General features: G+C 71.6%; 17 protein-coding genes. 6 read left to right on the top strand and 11 right to left on the bottom strand.

Annotated elements, in window-relative coordinates; genetic code table 11:
* Nucleotides 1-32: 32 nt before the first annotated feature.
* The 3 genes from ACFVX4_RS13595 to ACFVX4_RS13585 all read right to left on the bottom strand — a co-directional run bounded on the left by ACFVX4_RS13595 (nucleotide 33) and on the right by ACFVX4_RS13585 (nucleotide 1963).
* Nucleotides 33-701 carry a peptidase gene (locus ACFVX4_RS13595; RefSeq protein ID WP_389975660.1) on the bottom strand — a complete coding sequence of 223 codons (669 nt, stop codon included), beginning with the start codon at nucleotides 699-701 and terminating at the stop codon, nucleotides 33-35.
* Between the two features lie 191 nt (nucleotides 702-892).
* Complete coding sequence (locus tag ACFVX4_RS13590; RefSeq protein ID WP_389975658.1) at nucleotides 893-1408, bottom strand: ATP-binding protein; 516 nt, start codon at nucleotides 1406-1408, stop codon at nucleotides 893-895.
* 186 nt (nucleotides 1409-1594) lie between these two features.
* On the bottom strand, nucleotides 1595-1963 hold the full coding sequence (locus tag ACFVX4_RS13585; protein WP_072488324.1) for an STAS domain-containing protein: 369 nt from the start codon (nucleotides 1961-1963) through the stop codon (nucleotides 1595-1597).
* Nucleotides 1964-2246: 283 nt separating this feature from the next.
* On the opposite strand from ACFVX4_RS13585, the gene ACFVX4_RS13580 reads away from it, so the two are divergent.
* Nucleotides 2247-3317: an RNA polymerase sigma factor SigF gene (locus tag ACFVX4_RS13580; protein ID WP_389975822.1), complete on the top strand. Its 1071-nt coding sequence runs from the start codon at nucleotides 2247-2249 to the stop codon at nucleotides 3315-3317.
* 129 nt (nucleotides 3318-3446) lie between these two features.
* Here the strand turns inward: ACFVX4_RS13580 and hutI are convergent, their stop codons facing one another.
* From hutI to hutU, 4 genes are all read right to left on the bottom strand, one after another.
* The gene (gene hutI / locus ACFVX4_RS13575; protein ID WP_389975656.1) at nucleotides 3447-4619 is read right to left on the bottom strand and encodes an imidazolonepropionase; all 1173 of its coding nucleotides are present in this window, start codon (nucleotides 4617-4619) and stop codon (nucleotides 3447-3449) included.
* 197 nt (nucleotides 4620-4816) lie between these two features.
* Entirely contained in the window at nucleotides 4817-6202 is a 1386-nt protein-coding gene (locus ACFVX4_RS13570; protein ID WP_389975654.1) for a formimidoylglutamate deiminase, read from the bottom strand.
* The gene (locus tag ACFVX4_RS13565; RefSeq protein WP_389975819.1) at nucleotides 6193-7425 is read right to left on the bottom strand and encodes an allantoate amidohydrolase; all 1233 of its coding nucleotides are present in this window, start codon (nucleotides 7423-7425) and stop codon (nucleotides 6193-6195) included. Before ACFVX4_RS13565 ends, ACFVX4_RS13570 begins: the two co-directional genes overlap by 10 nt.
* Before the next feature lie 74 nt (nucleotides 7426-7499).
* A complete protein-coding gene (hutU, locus tag ACFVX4_RS13560) occupies nucleotides 7500-9161 on the bottom strand; it encodes a urocanate hydratase (protein ID WP_389975652.1) in 1662 nt (553 codons plus the stop codon).
* A 358-nt stretch (nucleotides 9162-9519) separates the two neighbouring features.
* Between hutU and ACFVX4_RS13555 the strand changes: the two genes are divergently transcribed.
* Nucleotides 9520-9984 carry a roadblock/LC7 domain-containing protein gene (locus ACFVX4_RS13555; RefSeq protein WP_389975816.1) on the top strand — a complete coding sequence of 155 codons (465 nt, stop codon included), beginning with the start codon at nucleotides 9520-9522 and terminating at the stop codon, nucleotides 9982-9984.
* A gap of 25 nt (nucleotides 9985-10009) precedes the next feature.
* On the opposite strand, the gene ACFVX4_RS13550 is transcribed toward ACFVX4_RS13555, so the two are convergent.
* Together ACFVX4_RS13550 and ACFVX4_RS13545 are read right to left on the bottom strand one after the other, a co-directional pair.
* Nucleotides 10010-10546, bottom strand: coding sequence for a hypothetical protein (locus ACFVX4_RS13550; RefSeq protein ID WP_389975813.1), 537 nt, complete (start codon nucleotides 10544-10546; stop codon nucleotides 10010-10012).
* A gap of 167 nt (nucleotides 10547-10713) precedes the next feature.
* Nucleotides 10714-11559 carry a MurR/RpiR family transcriptional regulator gene (locus ACFVX4_RS13545; protein ID WP_266418387.1) on the bottom strand — a complete coding sequence of 282 codons (846 nt, stop codon included), beginning with the start codon at nucleotides 11557-11559 and terminating at the stop codon, nucleotides 10714-10716.
* A gap of 178 nt (nucleotides 11560-11737) precedes the next feature.
* Here ACFVX4_RS13545 and ACFVX4_RS13540 point away from each other — a divergent pair, with 178 nt between their 5' ends.
* Nucleotides 11738-12157 carry a hypothetical protein gene (locus ACFVX4_RS13540; RefSeq protein WP_389975650.1) on the top strand — a complete coding sequence of 140 codons (420 nt, stop codon included), beginning with the start codon at nucleotides 11738-11740 and terminating at the stop codon, nucleotides 12155-12157.
* 57 nt (nucleotides 12158-12214) lie between these two features.
* On the opposite strand, the gene ACFVX4_RS13535 is transcribed toward ACFVX4_RS13540, so the two are convergent.
* Nucleotides 12215-12976, bottom strand: a complete 762-nt coding sequence (locus tag ACFVX4_RS13535) for an SDR family oxidoreductase (protein ID WP_389975647.1) — start codon at nucleotides 12974-12976, stop codon at nucleotides 12215-12217.
* Between the two features lie 150 nt (nucleotides 12977-13126).
* Between ACFVX4_RS13535 and ACFVX4_RS13530 the strand changes: the two genes are divergently transcribed.
* Nucleotides 13127-13963, top strand: coding sequence for a helix-turn-helix transcriptional regulator (locus ACFVX4_RS13530; protein WP_389975644.1), 837 nt, complete (start codon nucleotides 13127-13129; stop codon nucleotides 13961-13963).
* Nucleotides 13964-14339: 376 nt separating this feature from the next.
* Here ACFVX4_RS13530 and ACFVX4_RS13525 read toward each other — a convergent pair whose 3' ends face one another.
* Nucleotides 14340-15746 carry a cystathionine beta-synthase gene (locus ACFVX4_RS13525; RefSeq protein ID WP_389975641.1) on the bottom strand — a complete coding sequence of 469 codons (1407 nt, stop codon included), beginning with the start codon at nucleotides 15744-15746 and terminating at the stop codon, nucleotides 14340-14342.
* Between the two features lie 155 nt (nucleotides 15747-15901).
* Here ACFVX4_RS13525 and ACFVX4_RS13520 point away from each other — a divergent pair, with 155 nt between their 5' ends.
* Both ACFVX4_RS13520 and ACFVX4_RS13515 read left to right on the top strand, forming a co-directional pair.
* A complete protein-coding gene (locus ACFVX4_RS13520) occupies nucleotides 15902-17017 on the top strand; it encodes an SGNH/GDSL hydrolase family protein (protein WP_389975810.1) in 1116 nt (371 codons plus the stop codon).
* A gap of 165 nt (nucleotides 17018-17182) precedes the next feature.
* Nucleotides 17183-18403 (top strand): acetyl-CoA C-acetyltransferase, encoded by a 1221-nt coding sequence (locus ACFVX4_RS13515; protein ID WP_389975639.1) that lies wholly within the window; start codon nucleotides 17183-17185, stop codon nucleotides 18401-18403.
* Nucleotides 18404-18579 lie beyond the last annotated feature (176 nt).

The raw sequence follows: 18579 nt of genomic DNA, 5'->3' as shown, positions 1-18579 counted from the left end.
TGACGGCGGCGGCTGGGTCCGGCAGAACCGCCCTATCGGACCGCGGCCCCCTGCCCGCGCCTGGTCAGCCAGAGCACCCCGGCCGCACCGGTCAGCAGCACCGTGCCGCCCAGCGTGCCGAGTGCCACGGCCGAGTCGAGCGGGCCGGTCTTCGGCAGCTGCCCGCCGCCGTCCGGGGTGCTCTGCGCGTTGCCCGCGGCCGTCACATCGAGCTGCAGCGACGGTCCCGGGTTGTTGGAGGGGGTGCAGGTCGTGGTCGTACCGAGTGCCTTGATGGTGAGCACCCCTGCGGTGAAGTCGACCTTGCCGCTCTTCTTCGGGGTGTACGTACCCGACAGGTCACTGATCTTGATGGGGGTGTTGGCGGGTATCGCGGCGGAGTTCGGTGGGCCGGAGACCTGGACCTGGCCCGGGTCGGCACCACCCACCTTGATGACCGCGCTGGGGTTCATCGCCCCCTTGCCCAGTTCGACGGGGCTGGAGGAGACGCCCTTCTGGAAGGACATCGTGAGCCGGTAGCCACCGCCGCTCTTGACGCTCTTGATGTCGATGGGAGACACGGCGCTCTTGTCGCCGATCGGGGTCTTGCACTTGTAGTCGACGTCCACGACCGTGGCGTGGGCGGCGGGCGCGGCCATCAGCACCACCGTGCCCGCCAGCGCGGACGCCAGCGCGAGAGCTGTTCGCTTCTGGTAGGACACCTGAGTTCCCCTCATGCCGGAAGTCGCCGCACGCCGGTGCTGACCGACGCAAGTTACTGACGACACATCAGATCGGGCGCTCAAGGTACGCCCGGCGCCTTGTGGAGGGAAGACAAAGAGCGCGCCGATCCGGCGCGCTCTTCGGTGGTGCGAACGGCGGGGCGGTGCACCCCGGAAGTACGGCCTGCGGCCTACGCGGGCGCGGCCAGCTCCGCCCAGACGGTTTTCCCGGACCGGCCGGGCACCCGCAGGACACCCCAGTCCAGGCAGAGCCGCTGCACGATGAACATGCCGTGCCCGCCGGGCCGTCCGGCCCGGTGCGGGGTGCGCGGCGCGGGCTGTCCCGCGCCCGAGTCGACGACCTCCACCCGCAGCACCTTCGCCGTGCAGGCGATGCGCATCTCCTCGGGGCCGTCGGCATGCAGACAGGCGTTGGTGACCAGCTCGGAGACGACCAGCAGGACGTCCTCGGCGGCGGCCCGGCCATCGGCGCTCGACGCGGGGAGCCAGCCCCATTCATGAAGCGCCTGGCGGGCGAAGTCGCGGGCGGTCGGCACGATGCCGCTGACCCCCCGCAGCGACAGGGTGCGCCACTGTCGCTCGGCCGGCTCGGGGGAGGCCGCGCCGGCGCCCGCGTCCGCGTCCACGCCTGCGCCCTGCGGCTCACGGCCGAGGTCGCCCGGCGGATGCTGCCGGGTGGTGCTCATCAGCGCTTCACCTCACCGATTCACCATGTCGCCATCGAACAGTTACAGATACAGAGTGTGCGGGGCGCCCACGGCTCCGCCGGATGTCTTCTGCCCGGCCGAATCGTGACAACACCCACTTCGCCTACGCGGATCGCGTGACACCGGCAACACATGAGGCGCCCGGGGTCGCGATACGCGCCGCGGTCAGGTGTCCAGGGCCGCTTCGAGGGAGTCGTGGACGGTGAAGACCGCCTCGGCCCCGGTGATCTCGAAGACCCTCGCCACCACCGGCAGCATTCCGGCCAAATGGACCCCTCCCCCGGCCGCTTCCGCCTTCAGGCGGGCACCGAGCAACACATTGAGCCCGGTGGAATCACAGAATTCGAGTCCCGAGCAGTCGACCACCAGGCGTACTCGCCCTTGCTCGACCGCGTGCTCCAGGGGCTCCCGCAACAGATCCGCCGTGTGGTGATCCAGCTCACCCACCGGCGTCACGACCTCGCTGCACCCTTCGGTCCGGACCTCGACCTGAAGTCGACCCCGGTTCGCACTGCCGACCGTCCCGCGGTCCATGCCCGTCCCTCTTCGCCGTTCGTCACTGCCTGCGTCTCTGCGTGCGCAGATGCGTATGTGCTGCCTCTGACGTTCTTGAAACAGTACGCGGTCTGTGCGCCACGCGATACCCGAAGACCTCAACAAACCGGACATATAGCGTCAATTGGCGCTTGTAACTGCCCGTCCGGACCGGGTAAGGGTAAGGGGACACCCAAAACACGACCGGCTTCGGAGGCGCCGCTTCACCGCAGGAACACGTATGGGCATCGGCAGCCATATGCCGAGAACGATGGAGGAGACCATGTCACCCCGGCTCGACGGACCGCGTCCCCACAACGCGACGTCAGCATGTCCTCAGGGACTGACCCACTCAGACTCCCCTGCTGCGAGCGCCGAGAACGGCACCCGCAGCAGCACCAGCACCAGCACCAGCACCAGCACCAGCACCAGCACCACCGTCACCATCAGTGACACCAGCACCATCAGCGACACGGGCGACGCGAGCGGCACCGGCCGCATCGGTGGCTTCGACCGCATCGGCGCCGACGACCACGGCATGAGCGGCGGTCTCGAAGGACTTCCCGAGATCCCGCCTTTCGACGAGGTGGGCCCGCTGGACGCCAGGGCGTTGTCGAAGACGCTCTTCGAACGGCTCGAATCCCTCGAAGAGGGCACCCACGAGTACTCGTACGTCCGCAATACGCTCGTCGAACTGAACCTGGCCCTGGTCAGGTTCGCCGCCTCCCGGTTCCGCTCCCGCAGCGAGCCGATGGAGGACATCGTCCAGGTCGGCACCATCGGCCTGATCAAGGCGATCGACCGTTTCGAGCTCAGTCGTGGCGTGGAGTTCCCCACGTTCGCGATGCCGACCATCGTCGGCGAGATAAAGCGCTTCTTCCGCGACACCAGCTGGTCCGTGCGCGTCCCGCGCCGGCTGCAGGAGCTGCGGCTCGACCTGGCCAAGGCGGGCGACGAGCTCGCCCAGCAACTGGACCGATCGCCCACTGTGGGCGAGCTCGCCGACCGCCTCGGCATCACCCACGACGAGGTCGTCGAGGGCATGGCCGCGAGCAACGCGTACACCGCGAGCTCGCTGGACGCCAAGCCCGAGGAGGACGAGCACGAAAGCGCGCTGGCGGACCGTATCGGCTACGAGGACCACGGGCTCGAAGGCATCGAGTACGTCGAGTCCCTGAAGCCGCTGATCGCCTCGTTGCCGCGCCGCGACCGCACGATCCTCTCCCTCCGGTTCGTCGCCAACATGACGCAGTCGGAGATCGGTGAGGAGCTGGGCATCTCCCAGATGCATGTGTCGCGGCTGCTCTCCCGCACGCTGGTCAAGCTGCGCAAGGGCCTGACCCTGGAGGAGTGAACGGGCACGCGCCGCCCGCTCGTTCAGCATCCGAGAGGCGCACCGCGAAAACGTGCGGAAGGACCTGCCCCGGCAAAGGGGCGGGTCCTTCCGCACGTTTGACACCGTGTCACGGGTGCCGGGTGAGGCTCAGACGGTGCGTTCGCCGTGCCGCCAGACCGCGTGGACCAGCGGAACGCCCGGCCGGTAGGCGAGGTGGACATGGCTGGGCGCGTCGAGGAGCACCAGGTCGGCACGGGCGCCGGGGGCGATGCGGCCGATGTCGGTACGGCGCAGGGCCGCGGCACCGCCCGCGGTGGCGGACCAGAGGGCCTCGTCGGGCGTCATGCCCATGTCGCGTACGGCGAGGGCGATGCAGAAGGGCATGGAGGACGTGAACGACGAGCCCGGGTTGCAGTCGGTCGAGAGCGCGACGGTGGCGCCCGCGTCGAGGATGCGGCGGGCGTCGGGCCAGGTGGCGCGGGTGGAGAACTCGGCTCCGGGGAGCAGGGTGGCGACGGTGCTGCCCTGGGCCAGGGCATCGACGTCGGCGTCGGTGAGGTGGGTGCAGTGGTCGGCGGACGCGGCGTCGAGTTCGACGGCGAGCTGGACGCCGGGGCCGTGTCCCAGCTGGTTGGCGTGGACGCGGGGGTGCAGGCCCTTCGCCATGCCCGCGGTCAGGATCGCGCGGGCCTGGTCGCCGTCGAAGGCGCCCTTCTCGCAGAAGACGTCGATCCAACGGGCGTACGGGGCACAGGCGTCGAGCATCGCTCCGGTGACCAGGTCGACGTAGCCGGCCGGGTCGTCGGCGTAGTCCGGGGAGACGATGTGGGCGCCGAGGTAGGTGACCTCCTCGGTGTGTTGGGCGGCGATGCGCAGGGCGCGGGCCTCGTCCTCGACGGTGAGGCCGTAGCCGGACTTGGTCTCGAAGGTGGTGGTGCCCTGGCGCAGCGCCTCGGCGAGGTAGCGGGCGACGTTGGCGGCGAGCTCTTCGTCGGTGGCGGCGCGGGTGGCAGCGACCGTGGTCCTGATGCCGCCCGCGCTGTAGGCGCGGCCGGACATCCGGGCGTTGAACTCCTCGGTGCGGTCGCCCGCGAACACCAGGTGGGAGTGGGAGTCGACGAAGCCGGGGATCATCGCCCGGCCGCCCGCGTCGACGGCGTTGTCAGTGGCGGGTGCTTTGCTTGATTCACCGGTCCAGACGACCCGGTCGCCCTCGATGACGACGGCCGCGTCCTGGATGGAACCCAGGGGGGAATCCGCGCGCAGGGAGGGGTCGTTGGTGACCAGGCTGGCGATGTTGGTGATGGCGGTCGTCGTCATCGGGGGGCTGCTCTCCTTGCGGGGGTCCGGTCTCAGGGGCTGTCGGGTGACCTCGGACCGGGCGGCCACGCCCTGGCACGCACGCTTCCCGCGTTGTCGTCGGTCGACGACGCTCCGCGTCGCCTCCCTCCTCCGCCTTGGAATCGCACGCACCAGACCGCGTCCGCTTTTCCGGTCCGAGGTCACCCGACAGCCTCTCAGCCGTGCAGGGCGGCGATGGCCGAGGCGAGTGCTGCGGGTACGTCCTCGACGAGTGCGTGCCGCCCGTCGCGGACGATGTGCCGGCCTGCCACGACCGTGTGCCGCACATCGGCCGCGGAGGCGGCGAATACGACCGCTTCGGCGGCAAGTCTGGGCACCGGTCCCGCTGTTCTGACGGAATCCAGGGCGACGGTCGCCAGATCGGCGGGCGCACCGGGCTCGATGACGCCCGCCTCGGGCCGACCGAGCGCCGCGTGTCCGTCGACGGTCGCGGCGCGCAGCAGGGCGGCCGCCGTCCAGTGACCGCGCGCCCGGGTGCGCAGGCGCTCGTCGAGCTCCATCGCGCGGGCCTCTTCGAAGAGGTCGATCACGGCGTGGCTGTCGCTGCCGAGGGAGAGCGGCGAGCCGGCGCGCTGGAGGGCGACGGCGGGGCCGATTCCGTCGGCGAGGTCGCGTTCCGTGGTGGGGCACATGCAGGTGCCGGTCGCCGAGGAGCCGAGGAGCGCGATGTCCTCGGCGGTGAGGTGGGTGTTGTGGACACCGGTGGTGCGCGGGCCGAGGACCCCGTGGTCGGCGAGGAGCCGGGTGGGTGTGCAGCCGTGGGCGGCGAGGCAGGCGTCGTTCTCCGCGGTCTGCTCGGAGAGGTGGACATGGAGCGGGGCCTGCCGCTCCTCGGCCCAGGCGGCCACGGTGGCGAGCTGTGCGGCGGGCACGGCGCGCACGGAGTGGACGGCCGCGCCGATCAGGGCGTGGTCGCCGCCCTTGAGGAGGGAGGCGCGTTCGGCCCAGGCGTCCGCGGTGGTGTCGGAGAAGCGCAGCTGGTGCCGGTCGGGCTGCTGGTACTGGGTGGGGCGCTTGCCGAATCCGGCGGAGAGGTAGGCGGTGTCCAGCAGCGTGATCCGGATACCGGCCTCGCCCGCCGCCGCGATCAGGGCCTCGCCCATCGCGTTCGGGTTGTCGTACGGGGTGCCGCCCGGCGCGTGGTGCAGATAGTGGAATTCGCCGACCCCGGTGATGCCCGCCAGCGCCATCTCGGCGTACACGGCACGGGCGAGGTCGTAGTACGAATCGGGGGTGAGCCGGGAGGCGACCTGGTACATGGTCTCGCGCCAGGTCCAGAAGGTGCCGGAGCCGACCTGGACGGTGGAGCGCAGGGCACGGTGGAAGGCGTGCGAATGGGTGTTGGCGAGCCCGGGAACGGTGAGCCCGCGCAGCACGGTGGCGCCCGGCGGCGGGGTGGCGACGCCGGTGCGGACGCCCGCGATCAGCCCGTCGGAGACGTCCAGGGCGACGCCCGGCTCGACATGGGTGCCGAGCCAGGCGTGGGACAACCAGTACGTCACGGTGGCGGGCCTGCCCGTCGGTTGCGTTGTCAGCTGCACGCGAGACCTTCCAGTACGTCGGCGAGTGCGATCACCCCGGCCACGCAGTCGTCCTCGCCCGCGTGCTCGGCCGGAGAGTGCGAGATCCCGGTGGGGTTCCGTACGAACAGCATGGCGGTAGGGACCGAAGCGGACAAAATACCCGCGTCGTGTCCGGCGCCGGTGCCCAGGACGGGTACCGCCCGGTCGGCGCCACCGCCGTCCCGGCCGTCCTGGCCGTCCCGGCCCGCGAGGATCTTGCCGAGCTCGTCGCGCAGGGCGTGCTCGAACTCGACGACGGGAGTGAAGGACTCCCGTACGACATCGAGGTCGATCCCGGCCCGCTCGGCGTGCTCCCTGGCGGCCCGTTCGACACCGCCGACCACGGCGTCGAGGGACGCCTGGTCGGCGGCGCGGGAGTCGAGCCAGCCGCGGACGAGGGAGGGGATGGCGTTGACCCCGTTCGGCTCGACGGCGATCTTGCCGAAGGTGGCGAGGGCGCCGGCGAGTTCCGCCTCGCGGCGGGCGGCCAGCACGGTCTCGGCGTACGTGAGCATCGGGTCGCGCCGGTCGGCGAGACGGGTGGTGCCCGCGTGGTTGGCCTCGCCCCGGAAGTCGAACCTCCAGCGTCCGTGCGGCCAGATCGCGGAGGCGATGCCGACCGGGTCGCCGGTGAGGTCGAGGGCGCGCCCCTGCTCGACATGGAGCTCGACGAACGCGCCGATGCGGGCGAGCCGTTCGGGGTCCGGGCCGATGGCGTCGGGGTCGTACCCGGCCGCCTCCATGGCCTGCGGCAGCGTGATGCCGTCGCCGTCGCGGAGCCGGTGCGCCGCCTCGGCGGTCAGCTGTCCGGCGGCGAGCCGGGAGCCCACACAGGCGAGCCCGAAGCGGGCCCCCTCCTCGTCGCCGAAGTTGCTGATGGCCAGCGGCCGGGTGAACGTCGCCCCCCTGCTGCGGAGTTCGTCGAGCGCGGCGAAGGAGGAGACCACACCGAGCGGCCCGTCGAAGGCACCGCCGTCCGGAACGGAGTCGAGATGCGATCCGGCGACGACGGCGTCCCCGGCCAGGGGGTCGCCGAGCCAGGCCCACTGGTTGCCGTTGCGGTCGACCTCGTAGGTGAGCCCGCGCGCCTCGGCCTGCGCCCGGAACCAGGCACGGCAGTCGGCGTCGGCCCCGGTCCAGGCGTAGCGGCGGTAGCCCCCGCTGTCCTGATGCCGGCCGACCGGCAGGAGCTCCCGCCACATGGCCTGGAACGACGACGAGCCGCCTCCGGCCTTGCCCTCGGCCCCGTTCGCGGTCCCGCTCCCGGACGGAAGGCTCACTGTTCGCCCTCTGCCATCGGCACCCGCACGCCCTTGTCCGCAGCAACCGACTCCGCGATGTCGTACCCGGCGTCGACGTGCCGGATGACGCCCATGCCCGGGTCGTTGGTGAGCACCCGGCGGATCTTCTCGCCCGCCAGCTTCGTGCCGTCGGCGACGGTGACCTGCCCGGCGTGGATGGAGCGCCCCATGCCGACGCCGCCGCCGTGGTGGATGGAGACCCAGGAGGCCCCGGAGGCCACGTTGACCATGGCGTTCAGCAGCGGCCAGTCGGCGATCGCGTCGGACCCGTCGAGCATGGCCTCGGTCTCCCGGTACGGGGAGGCCACGGAGCCGCAGTCGAGGTGGTCGCGTCCGATGGCCAGCGGCGCGGCCAGCTCACCGCTCGCCACCATGTCGTTGAACCGCTCACCGGCCCGGTCGCGCTCGCCGTAACCGAGCCAGCAGATCCGGGCGGGCAGCCCCTGGAAGTGGACGCGTTCGCCGGCCATCTTGATCCAGCGGTGCAGCGACTCGTTCTCGGGGAAGAGTTCGAGCATCGCCTTGTCGGTCTTGTGGATGTCCGACGCCTCGCCGGAGAGCGCGGCCCAGCGGAACGGGCCCTTGCCCTCGCAGAAGAGCGGCCGGATGTAGGCGGGCACGAAGCCCGGGAAGTCGAAGGCCCGGTCGTAGCCCGCGAGCTGGGCCTCGCCGCGGATGGAGTTGCCGTAGTCGAACACCTCGGCCCCGGCGTCCATGAAGCCGACCATCGCCTCGACGTGCTTGGCCATCGACTCCCGTGCGCGCTGCGTGAAGTCGGCGGGCTTCTCGGTGGCGTACGAGGCCATGCCGTCGAAGTCCACCCCGAGCGGGAGGTACGCCAGCGGGTCGTGCGCACTGGTCTGGTCGGTGACGATGTCGATCGGGGCGCCCTCGGCGAGCATCCGCGGCAGCAGCTCCGCCGCGTTGCCCAGCAGACCGATGGAGAGCGGCCTGCGGGCGTCCCGCGCCTCGGTGGCCAGCTGGAGCGCGTGTTCCAGGGAGTCGGCGCGCACGTCCAGGTAGCGGTGCTCGATCCGGCGCTCGATGGCGCGCGGGTCGCAGTCGATACAGATCGCGACGCCGTCGTTCATCGTCACGGCGAGCGGCTGGGCGCCGCCCATGCCGCCGAGCCCGGCGGTCAGGGTGATCGTGCCGGCCAGCGTCCCGTTGAACTTCTTCGCCGCGACGGCGGCGAACGTCTCGTACGTGCCCTGCAGGATGCCCTGCGTGCCGATGTAGATCCACGATCCGGCGGTCATCTGGCCGTACATGGTGAGCCCCAGCGCCTCCAGGCGGCGGAACTCCTCCCAGTTCGCCCAGTCGCCGACCAGGTTGGAGTTGGCGATCAGGACGCGCGGCGCCCACTCGTGCGTCTGCATGACGCCGACCGGACGGCCGGACTGGACGAGCATCGTCTCGTCCTGCTTGAGCGTCCGCAGCGTGCGCACCATCGCGTCGAAGGAGCGCCAGTCACGGGCCGCCTTGCCGGTGCCGCCGTAGACGACGAGCTTGTCGGGGTGCTCGGCGACCTCGGGGTCGAGGTTGTTCTGCAGCATGCGCAGGGCGGCCTCCTGCTGCCACCCCAGGGCGCTCAGTTCCGTACCGCGCGGTGCCCGTACGGGGCGGGGTCCTGACATGGCGGTGCCTCCTCGCGACTGTAAGTCTTCTATTCACATCCTGATGGTCTGAATACTCGTAGTCAACAGTCCCGCACCGTCGCAAGGGAGCAACACCCGCGCCCACCCCGCGCACAGGCCGCCCCGACGCCCCCGTCGCGCGCCCTCCGCGCACTCCCGTACGCCTCCGGCATGTGCCCGTGGAAAGTTTCCAACCCCCTCCGGGAGCAGGCACGTTGCGTAGCCTCGTGGTCACACCGCACACCGAGCCGGGAGGGGCGACCGCGTGCCCGCGACCGCTCCGCCGCGCCGGCTCAGAGACCTATGGGAGGCCCCTGTGATCCGAGCACTCAGACTGCGCGCCGGGACGAAGCAGCCGATGGAGCCCGCGGCCGAGGCGCAGGAAATCCTTGCCGAACTCCAACGATTACGGGCCGCGGTCCCGCTCCTGTCCGGTGCCCTGGTCGCCGGTACCGACGGATACGTCCTGGCCCATGACACCCCGGGGGTGGAGCCCGAGGGTGTCGCCGCGCTGACCGCGACCGCGCTCTGCGTCGCGGTCCGGATGGCGGAGGCGACCGGGCGGGGCGGCTTCGGTGAACTTCTCGTACGGGGCGAGTCCGGCTGCATCGCCTCGTACCCCGCAGGCTCCTCGGCCGTTCTCACCCTGCTCGCCGAGGACCCCATCGACATCGACGCGCTCCATTTCGAGGGCCGCCGGGCGAGTGCCCTCATCGGCGAGCTGATCGACGCCGCAGCGCGCCGCGCCGCCTGTCCGGCGCCCTCGGTCCCCTCTCCCCGGCAGCTGCCCCCGCAGTCCGGCCCGCTGCCGCCCCGCACCTGACCGCCGGAGGCCCCGACGGGCGGATTCAGCGCCTGCGCCGCGCCCCTCCGGGCGCGGCGTCCCCCGCCATCGGCCCGGTCGTCCGATACCCCTTGACCTGCTTGCCCGCGGGCCGCCCGCGCTCCACCCAGTCGGTGCGCACCCAGTACAGGGCGTCGTCCCGGTGCTCGCGCCGCCCGATCCGGACGGCCTTGATCCAGAGCCCGGCGCCCACCCCGGCGAGCACCATCCCGCCGGCCCCGGGCAGCAGGAACGCGCTCGCCACCGCCACGAGGAACGCCCCGAACAGCCACCACCGGTGCCCTCGACGCCAGTTGCGTACGGTCACGGCGCGGTCCTGGAGGAAGTCGGACCGCCCGGCACGCGTGGCGCCCCCGGCCAGCTCCGCGTACCTTCGGCTCCGGACGAGCGCCACGACGGCCGCGGTGATCAGGAACAGTGCGGCCCCGGACAGCAGGCCGATCCGGCGCCCGGTGAGCCCCGGCACCAGCGCGCCGATCGCCGTGGCCAGCAGCCCCGGCCACCACATCGGTGCGGCTCCGGCCCGTACGATCACGGCCACCCTCGCCAACGACTGCGCTCCGCGCCCCACGTCCGTACCCCTCTCCGCAGCTCCTCGTGAGCCTTTCCGGCCCGGAGATTAGTGGCCGCAGATGAGCGATGCCTGAGAATCGGCGAAGTCCGGGAGCCGCCGGGCCCCCGCTGCCCTCGGCGCACGGTCCCCGTCCGTCACTCCACGAACAGTCCCCGCGCCGCCGCCCTCGCGTCGAACTCCTCCAGCCGCGCCTGCGCGTCGGGCAGGTCGTCGCACATCGCCTCCAGCAGCACCCGCCCCAGCAGCATGGGCGCACACGCCGTGTCGAAGGCCAGCCCGGTGCCGACGGCGGCCGGGATCAGCAGATCGCTGTACTTGGCGACGGGCGCGAACGCGGAGTCCGCCACCGACACCACGGCCATCCCCTGCTCCTGCGCGTACGCGAGGGCGTCCACGACCTCCTTCGGGTGCCGGGGCAGCGCGAAGCAGATCAGCGCGGAGGCGCCCGCCCGCCGGGCGGCGTCGATCCGGTCGCGCAGCATGCTGCCGCCCTCGTCGAGCACCCGGACATCGGGGTGGACCTTGGCCGCGAAGTACCCGAAGCCCCGCGCCTGCGAGGAGGCGGCCCGCAGGCCGAGCACCGGCAGTGGCCGTGAGGCCGCCAGCAGCCTGCCCGCCCGCTCGACCGGCCCGGGGTCGGCGAGCAGCTCCGCCAGGTGCCGCAGATTCTCGATCTCGCCGAGCACCGCCTGCTGGTACTCGTTGTACGCGTCGTCCCCGCCCGCCGGCTCGGGCTCGGCGGGGGCGACCTCCCGCAGATGCTTGCGGAGCGCCGGATAGCCGTCGAAGCCGAGCGCCACGGCGAAGCGGGTGACTGACGGCTGGCTGACCCCGGCGAGCTCGGCCAGCTCCACGCTCGACAGGAACGGGACGTCCCCGGCCCTGCGCACCATCGAGTGCGCGATGCGCCGCTGGGTGGGTGTGAGCCGGCGCCCCTCGAAGAGCTGCTGCAACCGCGCGGCCGGGCTGCTCCCGCTCATGCTGTCCCCTCGGTAGATCCGGCGCACCGCGATCCGGCGCCGACAAATCCATTCAGCCAGCAAGGCGTCTGCATGTCCATATGCAGCCGGGGCGATGTCCCCGTGCGGCCGGGGCGCGGGGGGAAGAGGGGGGGTAGCCCCACTGCACGCGGCGGTCGCGATTCGTACCGTGAAGGATATGGAAACCCGTGACCCCGAGCTCCGGAACGAGCTCGATGCCGCCCTGCATGCCCGTAGTGAGCTGGGTTCGGAGTACGAGCCCGCGCTCGTCGAGTCTTTTCTGGAGAAGGTCGAGCAGCGGCTCGACAGCACGCTCGACCGTCGCGTCCGGCGCCATCTCGCCGAACAGCGGGTGAGCGTCGCCAGGGGTGCGCACCCGCCGCAGCCCCTGGGGAACTTCGGCGAGCGCTACGGCTTCGGGATCATCTCGCTGATCCTGGCCGTCCCGCTGTCGGCGATCGGCGCCTCGACCGCCCACACCGGGGGCCTGGTCGTCGCCTGGCTCGGGATCGTCGCGGTCAACGCCGTGCACGCCGCCCGCAGCCGGCCGTGGTTCTCGCACCGTCCCGGACGTGCGGACTCCGACTGGGAGGACTGAGGGCCGGGGGCTGCGGAGCGGCCACCAGGAACACAGCGGCCCCGGGAGCGCACGGCACTACGCCTGACGGGTGGGCTGCACGATCAGCTGGCGCAGGTTGATGTGGCGTGCCCGGCTGGTGGCGTAGGCGATCAGGTCGGCGATCTCGTCGCTGGAGAGCCCGCCGAGCGCGCCGAGCATGTCATCGAGCTGTCCGCTCAGCTCGGCATTGTCGACGTGGCCGGCCAGCTCCGTGTCGGTGAGGCCCGGCTCGATGTTCGTGACGCGGACGTCGCGCGGCCCGAACTCGGTGCGCAGCGACGTCGACAGGTACGTCAGCGCGGCCTTCGTCGCCCCGTACACCGCGTAGTTGGGGAACATGATGTGCGCGCCGATGGACGAGATGTTCACCAGGTCCGCGGTGCGGCCCTCGGCGGCCACCGCCACCAGGTCGGCCGTGAAGGCCCGGATGATCCGCAGGGCGCCCGTCACATTGGTGTCGATCATCCGCTGCCACTCGTCGGTCCGGCCCTCGTCCACCGGGTTCGGCAGCATCACACCGGCCGCGTTGACCACCAGGTCCACCTGACCGAAGGTGCGGTGCACCAGCTCGGCCGCGGCGTCGACGGACGCCTGGTCGGTGACATCGGTGACCACGACGAGCGCCTCGCCGCCCGCCGCCCCGATCGCGGCGGCCAGCTCCTCCAGCCGCTCCGCGCGCCGGGCCAGCAGGGCGACCCTGACCCCCTGGGCGGCGAGCAGCCGGGCGGTCGCGCTGCCCATGCCGCTGGCGGCTCCGGTGATGACGGCGGTGCGGCCTGCGAGGGTCTTGTACGACATGTCCGTGCTCCTTGAGCCGTTGCGGGACCGGAGCGTTTCCCCGGGCCCGACTCCACTCTGCGTGGCCGCCCGGGGCCCAGCCAGGGCGACGCTGTTCCTGGGTCTGCCAGTACCAGGCTCGGTGTCCGCCCTTCTTCTACGATCGAGGCCATGGACGCTGACCTCGGTGATTTCCTCCGCTCCCGGCGGGCCCGCATCCAGCCCGAGGACGTGGGGCTGCAGCCGTACGGGCGCCGTCGCGTACCCGGACTCCGGCGCGAGGAGGTCGCCCAGCTCGCGGGGGTGAGCGTCGACTACTACATCCGGCTGGAGCAGGGGCGCGGCCCGAGCGTCTCGGACGCGGTGCTCGACGCGATAGCCCGGGTGCTGCGGCTGGACGAGACGGAGCACACGTATCTGCGCACCGTGGCACGCCCGAAGTCGCGCGCCTCCGCTCCGGCCTCCTCCCAGCGGGTCCGCCCCGGTCTGCGCCTGGTGCTGGACTCGCTCACCGCGGCCCCGGCGTTCGTCCTGGGCCGCCGGATGGACGTGCTGGCCTGGAACGCGCTGGGGGACGCCGTCGTCGGCTTCTCCCGGATGCCCGTCGCCGAGCGCAACATGCCGCGCCAGGTGTTCCTGGAACCGGCGGCGCGGAAGCTGTACCCGGACTGGGCCGCGGTGGCGGCGGAGACGGTGGCGTACCTGCGCCTGGACGCGGGCCTGCACCCCGACGACAAGCGACTGGCCACACTGGTCGGCGAGCTGTCCCTGAAGAGCGACGACTTCCGCCGGCTGTGGGCGGACCATCAGGTGAAGTCGAAGACGTACGGCGTCAAGCGCATCGACCACCCGGTCGCGGGCGAGCTCGTGCTCCCGTACGAGACGCTCGGCGCGGCCGGCGATCCCGACCAGTGCCTGGTGGTCTACACGCCGGAGCCCGGCAGCGAGACCGCCGAACGCGTCGCGCTGCTGGCGAGCTGGGCGGCCGCACCGGCACCGACCGGCTGAGTCGTCCGCACGCCCGCACGCCCGCACGTCCGCACGCCCACGGACCCGCGCCTCCACGGACCCGCGGGTCCGCAGGGTCCCCCGGGTCCGCAGGTCCCCCGACATGAGTGTGTCGCGGGGACCGCCGCACCCCCGGTTGCCCAGGGGGCGGGACGACGGCGGTCCCCGCGAGGGACACGGTCCGGGTCAGGGCCGGTCACCGCGTCCTGGCGACGATGGAGGTCCGGGAGCCGCTCCGTAGTCCGTGTCGCCGTATCGGGTGCCGGCGGGTCTCCCTGCCGGCACCCATCAATCTGCCGGACTCGTGTTAAGCCGGTGCTGCGCGGACGTGTCGCGCTCGTACCGTTTTCGCGAAGCCCGGACCCACGGGGGGGCGCTACGCCTTGCCGGCCGTCGCGTCCTTGGCGAGGAACGCCAGCAGGTCCTGTCGGCTGACCACGCCCTTCGGCTTGCCCTCCACCAGCACGATCGCCGCGTCCGCCGTGTTCGTACCGCCGAGCACCGCCATCAGGTCCTCGACCGGTTCGCCGGAGCCGACCTGCGGCAGCGGCGGCGACATGTGCTTCTCCAGCGGGTCGGAGAGCGAGGCGTGCTGGGCGAACAGCGCGTTCAGCAGCTCCCGCTCCACCACCGAACCGATGACCTCGGCGGCCATCACGTCCGGGTGGCCCGCGCCCGGCTTCACGATCGGCATCTGCGAGACGCCGTACTCGCGCAGGACGTCGATCGCCTCGCCGACGGTCTCCTCGGGGTGCATGTGGACGAGCGTCGGGATCGGGCCGTCCTTGTGGTCGAGCACGTCGGCGACGCGCGCGGACGGGCCGGTGTCCTCCAGGAAGCCGTAGTCGGCCATCCACTCGTCGTTGAAGATCTTGCTCAGGTAGCCGCGACCACTGTCGGGCAGCAGGACGACGACCACGTCGTCCGGGCCCAGGCGCTTGGCGACCTCCAGGGCGCCGACCACCGCCATGCCGCAGGAGCCGCCGACCAGCAGGCCCTCCTCCTTGGCGAGACGGCGGGTCATCTGGAAGGAGTCCTTGTCGGACACGGCGATGATCTCGTCCGTGACCGTACGGTCGTAGGCGCTCGGCCAGAAGTCCTCGCCAACGCCCTCGACGAGGTAGGGACGCCCGGAGCCGCCGGAGTAGACCGAGCCCTCCGGGTCGGCCCCGATCACCTTCACCGAACCGCCGCTGGCCTCCTTCAGATAGCGGCCGGTGCCGCTGATCGTGCCGCCGGTGCCGACGCCCGCGACGAAGTGGGTGATCTTCCCGTCCGTCTGCTCCCACAGCTCGGGACCGGTGGTCTCGTAGTGGGAACGCGGGTTGTTGGGGTTGGAGTACTGGTCGGGCTTCCAGGCCCCCGGTGTCTCGCGGACCAGCCGGTCGGAGACGTTGTAGTACGAGTCGGGGTGCTCGGGGTCAACGGCCGTCGGGCAGACGACGACCTCGGCACCGTAGGCGCGCAGCACATTGATCTTGTCCGTGGACACCTTGTCCGGGCAGACGAAGATGCACTTGTACCCCTTCTGCTGGGCGACGATCGCCAGGCCGACGCCCGTGTTGCCACTGGTCGGCTCGACGATCGTGCCGCCGGGCTGCAGTTCGCCGCTCTGTTCGGCGGCCTCGATCATGCGCAGGGCGATGCGGTCCTTGACCGAACCGCCGGGGTTGAAGTACTCGACCTTGGCCAGGACCGTCGCCTGGATGCCGGCCGTCACACTGCGCAGCCTCACCAGCGGGGTATTGCCTACGAGACTGATCATCGAATCGTGGAATTGCACCGTGTACTCCGGGGTCTCCGAGATGGTGCGGCAAGGGTATGCGTACGGGCACGAGATTGGGCGAAGCGATTGAACGACGGCCGCTGCGGGGCAGTTAGCTGTATGTACGGCGGTACGGCAACGAGGAGGTGGACCGGACTGTGTCAAGGGCAAGGGTGGCACGGCGGATCGCAGCGGGCGCGGCCTACGGCGGGGGCAGCATCGGGCTGCTCGGCGCTGCGGCGGCAGGCGTACTGCTGGCGGAGGTCCATCTGGCGAAACGGCAGGTGGGCGGCGGAATCGCACCGGTTCCGCCGAGCGCGGACGGTCGGTACGGGGTGGCGTTCGCCGGCCCCTCGGACCCGTTGCGGCTGGGGTTGCTGGGCGACTCGACGGCGGCCGGGCAGGGGGTGCGCCGGGCCGGGCAGACCCCGGGGGCGCTGCTCGCCTCGGGGCTCGCCGCGGTGTCCGAGCGGCCGGTGGATCTGCGCAATGTGGCGCAGCCGGGTGCCCGGTCGGACGATCTGGAGCGGCAGGTCTCGCTGCTGCTCGCCGACACCTCCCGTACGCCCGACGTCTGCGTGATCATGATCGGCGCGAACGATGTGACGCACCGGATGCCGGCCACCCAGTCGGTGCGCTGTCTGACCACCGCCGTGCGCAGGCTGCGCACGGCGGGCGCGGAGGTCGTGGTCGGCACCTGCCCGGACCTGGGCACGATCGAGCCGGTCTATCAGCCGCTGCGCTGGATGGCCCGGCGGGTGAGCCGGCAGCTGGCGGCGGCCCAGACGATCGGCTCGGTGGAACAGGGCGGGCGCACGGTGTCGCTGGGCGATCTGCTCGGGCCGGAGTTCGAGGCGAATCCGCGGGAGTTGTTCGGGCCGGACAACTACCACCCGTCGGCGGAGGGGTACGCCACGGCGGCGATGGCGGTGCTGCCCACGCTCTGCGCGGTGCTGGGGCTGTGGCCGGAGTCCGACCGGCTGGACGGGGCCCGGCGCGAGGACATGCTGCCGGTGGCCAAGGCGGCCTCCCAGGCGGCCAGGGAGGCCGGTACGGAGGTCACGGGGGCGCGGGCGCCCTGGGCACTCCTCAAGCACCGCAGGCGGCGGCGTCTGCCCGCGGCCACGGAGCCCCACCCGCATCCGGAGTCGCACGGGGAGACGGGAAGGACCGAGGAAACCAAGAAGAGAACCGGAGAGACCGAGGAGAGTGGGGAGACAGGAGCGACGGGGGAGACTGGAGAGACGGGGGAGTCGCACGGGGAGCCGCGCAATCTCCCGGCCAATTGATCGACCGAGCAGTCGGCAAGCAATCGGCGAGCAGTCGGACTGAGCGGTCGCTTAGAAAAGAGGTCGGCGTCACATGCGCTGCCCGGTGACCCGGCGTCTACGTACAGGTAACTTCCAAGTCAGCACCTGCCAGAACCCGCCTTCCAGCCCTCATGGAGCCGCGTGATGCCCGAAGCCGTGATCGTCTCTGCAGCCCGTTCCCCCATCGGCCGGGCCTTCAAGGGCTCGCTGAAGGACCTGCGCGCGGACGACCTGACCGCCACGATCATCCAGACCGCGCTGGCGAAGGTGCCCGAGCTGGACCCGAAGGACATCGACGACCTGATGCTCGGCTGCGGCCTCCCCGGCGGCGAGCAGGGCAACAACCTGGGCCGCATCATCGCCGTGCAGATGGGCATGGACCACCTCCCGGGCTGTACGGTCACCCGCTACTGCTCGTCCTCCCTCCAGACCAGCCGGATGGCGCTGCACGCCATCAAGGCCGGCGAGGGCGACGTCTTCATCTCGGCCGGTGTCGAGATGGTGTCCCGCTTCTCGAAGGGCAACTCCGACAGCTGGCCGGACACCCACAACCCGCTGTTCGCCGACGCCGAGGCCCGCACCGCGGCCCGCGCCGAGCGGGGCGGCGACGACTGGCACGACCCGCGCGAGGACGGCCTGGTCCCGGACGCGTACACCGCGATGGGGCAGACCGCGGAGAACCTGGCCCGCCTCAAGGGCGTCACCCGCCAGGACATGGACGAGTTCGGCGTCCGCTCGCAGAACCTCGCCGAGGAAGCCCTCAAGAACGGCTTCTGGGAGCGCGAGATCACCCCGGTCACCACCCCGGACGGCACGGTCGTCTCGAAGGACGACGGCCCGCGCGCGGGCGTCACGCTGGAGGGCGTGCAGGGCCTGAAGCCGGTGTTCCGCCCCGACGGCCTGGTCACCGCGGGCAACTGCTGCCCGCTCAACGACGGCGCCGCCGCCCTCGTGATCATGTCCGACACCAAGGCGCGCGAGCTGGGCCTGACCCCGCTGGCCCGGATCGTCTCGACCGGCGTCTCGGGCCTCTCCCCCGAGATCATGGGGTACGGGCCGGTGGAGGCCAGCAAGCAGGCGCTGAAGCGGGCCGGGCTCACCATCGACGACATCGACCTGGCCGAGATCAACGAGGCGTTCGCCGCCCAGGTGGTCCCCTCCTACCGCGACCTCGGCCTGCCGCTGGAGAAGGTCAACGTCAACGGCGGCGCAATTGCCGTCGGTCACCCCTTCGGTATGACGGGCGCCCGGATCACCGGCACGCTGATCAACAGCCTGCAGTTCCACGACAAGCAGTTCGGCCTGGAGACCATGTGCGTGGGCGGCGGCCAGGGCATGGCGATGGTCATCGAGCGGCTGAGCTGAGCTGAGCTGAACCGTGCCGGGCCGAGCCGGACGGCCCGGACCTGACATGGCCGTCAGCGGGCCCACGCCCCCTACGGTGGCCGGTTCCGAGCCCCGACCGTGACCGAATCTCCCCCAGGATGTGACCTATCTCCTGGGGGAGAGGCATTCCCGCAGGTCACACCCACATCAGGGTT

The sequence above is a fragment of the Streptomyces sp. NPDC058240 genome, assembly GCF_042882135.1.
GTDB lineage: Bacteria > Actinomycetota > Actinomycetes > Streptomycetales > Streptomycetaceae > Streptomyces.
Note: the sequence above shows the minus strand (reverse complement) of the source record. Positions and strands in the feature narration are given on the sequence as shown.

Bases quoted from the DNA above. Each gene is read 5' to 3' on its own strand.
- ACFVX4_RS13590 (WP_389975658.1), bottom strand. From the start codon at position 1,408: ATGAGCACCACCCGGCAGCATCCGCCGGGCGACCTCGGCCGTGAGCCG.
- ACFVX4_RS13585 (WP_072488324.1), bottom strand. From the start codon at position 1,963: ATGGACCGCGGGACGGTCGGCAGTGCGAACCGGGGTCGACTTCAGGTC.
- ACFVX4_RS13580 (WP_389975822.1), top strand. From the start codon at position 2,247: ATGTCACCCCGGCTCGACGGACCGCGTCCCCACAACGCGACGTCAGCA.
- hutI (WP_389975656.1), bottom strand. From the start codon at position 4,619: ATGACGACGACCGCCATCACCAACATCGCCAGCCTGGTCACCAACGAC.
- ACFVX4_RS13565 (WP_389975819.1), bottom strand. From the start codon at position 7,425: ATGTGGCGGGAGCTCCTGCCGGTCGGCCGGCATCAGGACAGCGGGGGC.
- hutU (WP_389975652.1), bottom strand. From the start codon at position 9,161: ATGTCAGGACCCCGCCCCGTACGGGCACCGCGCGGTACGGAACTGAGC.
- ACFVX4_RS13555 (WP_389975816.1), top strand. From the start codon at position 9,520: ATGGAGCCCGCGGCCGAGGCGCAGGAAATCCTTGCCGAACTCCAACGA.
- ACFVX4_RS13545 (WP_266418387.1), bottom strand. From the start codon at position 11,559: ATGAGCGGGAGCAGCCCGGCCGCGCGGTTGCAGCAGCTCTTCGAGGGG.
- ACFVX4_RS13540 (WP_389975650.1), top strand. From the start codon at position 11,738: ATGGAAACCCGTGACCCCGAGCTCCGGAACGAGCTCGATGCCGCCCTG.
- ACFVX4_RS13535 (WP_389975647.1), bottom strand. From the start codon at position 12,976: ATGTCGTACAAGACCCTCGCAGGCCGCACCGCCGTCATCACCGGAGCC.
- ACFVX4_RS13530 (WP_389975644.1), top strand. From the start codon at position 13,127: ATGGACGCTGACCTCGGTGATTTCCTCCGCTCCCGGCGGGCCCGCATC.
- ACFVX4_RS13515 (WP_389975639.1), top strand. From the start codon at position 17,183: ATGCCCGAAGCCGTGATCGTCTCTGCAGCCCGTTCCCCCATCGGCCGG.